We start from the raw sequence: 2,811 nt of genomic DNA on the forward strand, positions 1-2,811 counted from the left end.
GGGGCCGTTGTGCAGGAAGACGGCGGGCACGCCGGCCGCCCGGGCGTGCCCGCTGACGTCGTCGCCCGCGTCGGCGGAGGCGATCACCAGCCCGTCGACCTGGGCGGCGAGGAAGCGTTCGACCAGATGCCGCTGGCGCTCGGCGGAGTAGCCCGCGTTGCCGATGAGCATGAGCCGGCCGTGTCCCGCGAGCGCCTGCTCGACGTGCCTGGCCAGCGCCCCGAAGTACGGGTTGAGCGCGTCCGCCAGGACCAGGCCCACCACGCCGGTGGTGCGTGAGCGCAGCGCGCGGGCGATGCGGTTGGGGCGGTAGCCGAGGTCGGCCGCCGCGGCCAGCACCCGCTCGCGGGTCGCGGCGGCCACCGGGCGAGGGCCGTTGTTCATGACGTAGCTCACCACCGCCGTCGAGGTGCCGGCTCTGCGGGCCACGTCGGCCAGGGTGATCCTGCCTGCGGGAGTGCTCATGATGGTTTACATTCTCGCATCTAATCGATTAGATAGTGCATCCGTCCATCTAATCGATTAGACGAGGTGCGTGTGCCGAGACTTCCCCTGCTCATCGATACCGACACCGGCTCCGACGACGCGGTGGCGTTGCTGCTGGCGGCAGGAAGCGGCGCGGGCGACGTCCGCGCCGTGACCACCGTGGCGGGCAACGTGCCCCTCGCCACGGCCACCCGCAACGCGCTGATCACACTCCAGTTGGCCGGGCACGCCGACGTCCCCGTCCACCCCGGCTGCGAACGTCCGCTGACCCGCCCGCCGTCCACCGCCCAGCACGTGCACGGCCTCGACGGGATGGGCGACGCCGGCCTGCCCGGCCCCGCGCGGGGCCCCGCGGACGGCCACGCGGTGGACGTCCTGCTGTCCCTCCCCAGCCACCACCCCGGCGAGCTGACGCTCGTCACCCTGGGCCCGCTCACCAACGTCGCCGCCGCGCTGCTCCGCGACCGCGAGCTGCTGACCCGCTTCCGCCACGTCTACTGCATGGCGGGCGCGGCGGACATGTACGGCAACATCTCCCCCACCGCGGAGTTCAACGTGTGGGCAGACCCCGAGGCCGCCCGCGTGGTGCTGCAGGCGGCCACGGCGGGCCAGGTGACCTGGATCGGCTGGGACGTTTCGCGCCGGGACGCCGTCATGACCCCCGACGACCAGCGCCGGCTTGAGGAGCTCGGCACGCCCCTGGCCGTCTTCGCCCATCGGATCAACCGGGCCGTCGCCGACTGGGCCCGCGACGTCACCGGGCTGGCCGGCTACGACCTCCCCGACCCCGTCGCCATGGCGGTGGCCCTGCGGCCCGAGCTGGTCCTCGAAAGCGAACGCGCCCACGTGGACGTGGCCCTCGGCGACGAGACCCGCGGGCAGCTCATCATCGACCACCGGCGCACGGCGCCCCCGCCCAACCTGACGCTGGTACACCGGGTCGACGAGCAGGGCTTCAAACGACTGCTCCTCGACTCCTGCGAGCACGCCCCCTCCGCCACCTCCACCCCGACAACGAAAGGACGCTCATGACCGCCACCTCCGCCCCCACGACGAAAGGACGCTCATGACCGCCGACCTCACCGGCCGCTACGACCTGCACTGCCACCTCGACGGATCCGTCCGCCCAGGCACGATCGCCGACCTGGCCCGCGAGCAGGGCGTCGTCGTCGACCGCCCGCTGGCGGAACTGGTCACCGCGCCCCCCGACTGCGGCAGCCTGACCCGCTACCTCACGTACATCGACCTGCCGCTCCAGGTCCTGCAGACCCCCGAGGCCCTGCGCCGGGCGGCGCGAGAGCTGGTCGAGGACTGGAGTGCCGACGGTGTCGTCCACGGTGAGGCGAGGTTCGCGCCGCAACTGCACGGACGGCAGGGCATGACGCTGGACGAGGTGGTGTCGGCGGTCGCCGCGGGCCTGGCGGACGGGCGGGCGGCGACGGGCGTACGCACCGGGCTGCTGCTGTGCTGCCTGCGCCACCAGACCCCGGACGAGAGCCTCGCCGTCGCCGAGACCGCGATACGGCGCCGCGACGTGGTCAGCGGGCTCGACCTGGCCGGCGACGAGCGGGTGTACCCCGGCGCGCCGCACCGGCCCGCGTTCGACCTCGCGCACCGGGCGGGGCTGCCGTGCACCGCCCACGCGGGCGAGGCCGCGGGAGCCGCGAGTGTGTGGGAGGCGATCGAGGTGCTCGGCGCCCGCCGCATCGGCCACGGCGTGCGGTGCGCCGAGGACGACGCGCTGCTCGCACGCCTCCGCCGTGACCGGATCACGCTGGAGATGTGCCCGATCAGCAACGTGCAGACCGGCGCGGTCCCCAGCCTGGCGGCCCATCCCGCCACCCGGCTGCTGACGGCCGGCCTCGCCGTCACCATCGGCACGGACGCGCGCACCACGTCCGCGACCACCTTGGAGCGGGAGTTCGCCGCCCTGCGCGAGACGGCCGGCTGGACCGCCGAGCAGGAGCGGCTGGTACGGGAGCACGCCGCCGCCGGCGCCTTCGGCCCGATCGCGGCCACCCGTCCGTGACGGGGTTTGCCCGGTGTGGCGCCAGGTGGCCGTCATGCCCACCGCCGGCCCGCGTCGTCAGCGTCGGCTCCCGGAGGCGGTCACGCGACCTTGGCGTCCGAGGCCTTCCAGGTGTTGCACGCCTTGGGCCCGCCCGCCTTGTATCCCTGCTCGAACCAGTAGCGTTCGTTGCCCTTCAGCCGGCCGCCGTACCGGATAACACGGTCAGGCCGAGTGCCGCGCCCGCCAGGATTCTGATGATCATTGAGGCATCTTAGGGTACGGCGGCCCGCCACCACCGTCGTGGGGGCGGCCCG

Annotated in this window: 4 protein-coding genes; 2 read left to right on the forward strand and 2 right to left on the reverse strand. The window is 73.7% G+C overall.

Annotation, left to right across the window (positions count from 1 at the left end):
• Window positions 1-465 (reverse strand): LacI family DNA-binding transcriptional regulator (locus tag ITP53_RS54665; protein WP_195903366.1); only part of this gene is annotated, 465 nt, incomplete at its 3' end.
• Window positions 466-537: 72 nt separating this feature from the next.
• Between ITP53_RS54665 and ITP53_RS54670 the strand changes: the two genes are divergently transcribed.
• Window positions 538-1,518 (forward strand): nucleoside hydrolase, encoded by a 981-nt coding sequence (locus tag ITP53_RS54670; protein WP_195903367.1) that lies wholly within the window; start codon window positions 538-540, stop codon window positions 1,516-1,518.
• A 34-nt stretch (window positions 1,519-1,552) separates the two neighbouring features.
• On the forward strand, window positions 1,553-2,515 hold the full coding sequence (gene add, locus ITP53_RS54675) for an adenosine deaminase (RefSeq protein ID WP_195903368.1): 963 nt from the start codon (window positions 1,553-1,555) through the stop codon (window positions 2,513-2,515).
• A gap of 80 nt (window positions 2,516-2,595) precedes the next feature.
• Here the strand turns inward: add and ITP53_RS56775 are convergent.
• Window positions 2,596-2,811: hypothetical protein (locus ITP53_RS56775; RefSeq protein ID WP_207757744.1), on the reverse strand; the 216-nt coding region annotated here is incomplete at its 5' end.

The organism is Nonomuraea cypriaca (assembly GCF_015645445.1).
GTDB lineage: Bacteria > Actinomycetota > Actinomycetes > Streptosporangiales > Streptosporangiaceae > Nonomuraea > Nonomuraea cypriaca.

Bases quoted from the DNA above. Each gene is read 5' to 3' on its own strand.
- add (WP_195903368.1), top strand. From the start codon at position 1,553: ATGACCGCCGACCTCACCGGCCGCTACGACCTGCACTGCCACCTCGAC.